Source organism: Pseudoalteromonas sp. SR45-5 (genome assembly GCF_014163565.1).
Taxonomy (GTDB): Bacteria; Pseudomonadota; Gammaproteobacteria; order Enterobacterales; family Alteromonadaceae; genus Pseudoalteromonas; species Pseudoalteromonas distincta.
On record NZ_JACJDN010000762.1, the window covers coordinates 1 to 1,662 of the forward strand.

Below are 1,662 nucleotides of genomic sequence, written 5' to 3' on the forward strand. Positions count from 1 at the left end.
AAGTATTAAATTATTAGCCGCAGTGAATTTTTTATAATATATAACTTACCTAATACATGGAGAAATATAAGGTGCAACTGCTTAAGCCTCTTTTTTTACTGAGCATTATACTGTTTAGTCAGTTTACGATGGGGGAAAGTTTATATTTTTATGTGGGAAAAGCGACTCCTTATCTTAGTGTATGCTCACTAAAAAATGATTTATCTGAAAGTAACTCAGTTGTTGATTTTACCAATGATTTACTAGGTAAAATCTATCACTCATCCGCAGAGACAGAGAAGGCTGTTATTGCTTTAGGTGCTAATGAATACCTTGATCAGTTGAGTTATCAATCTGCGCTTGGTGTTACTGAGGAATATGAGTTGTATACTTTGCGAAGGTGCGAGCGTTATGCCGTGAGCCTTTTAAAGAAACTATGCCCAGATAACGCGAGTAAATTTTTATTATCTAAACTTACATGTACAAAGGCAGAACGCTATTTAAAAAAGAATAAAGCCCATTAATATCTTGCGTTCAAACTTGTAGTAGCATAGTTAATTTGGCTACCCATTAAAAAGAAATATTATGCTAGTAAGCATACAAATTTTGGTAAAAAATGACGAAATTAAGACGCGCAGCGTATTCTGCGGCAATCAAATTAGAAACAGCTAAGCTTGTCGTTGACCAAGGCGATAAACAATAAGAAGCAGCCAAAGCAATGGGTGGTTGTTAAAACAACCGTAAGTAAGTGGGTTACTCAATTAAAGCCAGAACGTAATGGTCAGTCACCAACTGCTTCACCAATGACACCCGAACAAATAGAAATATGGGAACTTAAAAAGCAAATCCAACGCATCGAATTAGAAAAGGATATATCAAAAAAGCTACCGCTCTCTTTATGTCCGACTCCCTGAACAATTCTCCTTACTTGAGAAGTTAAATCAACGGGAGCGTTATCCAATTAGCGTGTTGTGTAGCGTATTCAATGCGCATCGTAGCGGCTATAAATATTGGGCTATACGGGATACAACGCCGACACCTGAGCAATTAAGGCTGAATTAAAAGCAATACATGCGATGAGTGGTGGTTTAGCAGGGGCAAGGACAATCGCTATAATAGCAACGAGTAATAAGTTTGAATTAAGCCGTTATCGTGCCGCTAAGCTGATGGTTAAACTAAAATTAAAGAGCTGCTAAGTCCCACAGCATCAATATAAACATGATGATAATGAACACCTTGAAATCCCAAATTTGCTAGATAGGCAGTTTGATGTTGTTGATCCAGATACCGTGTGGTGCCGTGATGTTACATATATTTACACAGGTAATTGCTGGGCTTATTTAGCCGTTATTGATTTATTTGCGCGTAAAGTTGTTGGCTGGGCAATGTCGTTGTCGCCAAAGACTAACTTAACGCTAAAAGCGCTTGAACTTGCGTATGAAAGTAGAGGAAAACCGGCTGAACTGATGTTTGATTCAGATCAAGGTAGCCATTATACAAGCTTACAATATCGCCAACGTTTATGGCGCTATGAAATCACAAAAGCATGAGTCGACGCGGAAACCGTTGGGATAATGCGCCAATGGAGCGATTTTTAGAAGCTTTAAAACGGAGTGTATGGCGAAGGTAGGAGACTTTAGTACTTTATCGGTTGTATTTATACTTTATGAAGCGCATAACCCA

Annotated in this window: 1 protein-coding gene and 1 pseudogene; both read left to right on the top strand. The window is 38.2% G+C overall.

Annotated features, from left to right (window positions below; translation table 11 throughout):
* The first annotated feature begins 56 nt into the window (after positions 1-56).
* Positions 57-503, top strand: a complete 447-nt coding sequence (locus H5072_RS18760) for a hypothetical protein (protein WP_220488712.1) — start codon at positions 57-59, stop codon at positions 501-503.
* A gap of 92 nt (positions 504-595) precedes the next feature.
* Positions 596-1,588, top strand: a pseudogene (locus H5072_RS21350) (IS3 family transposase); the annotation flags it as partial.
* Positions 1,589-1,662: the final 74 nt, after the last annotated feature.

What these genes read in the sequence shown, in the direction of transcription:
- H5072_RS18760 (WP_220488712.1), top strand. Translation starts at nt 57, where the DNA reads ATGGAGAAATATAAGGTGCAACTGCTTAAGCCTCTTTTTTTACTGAGC.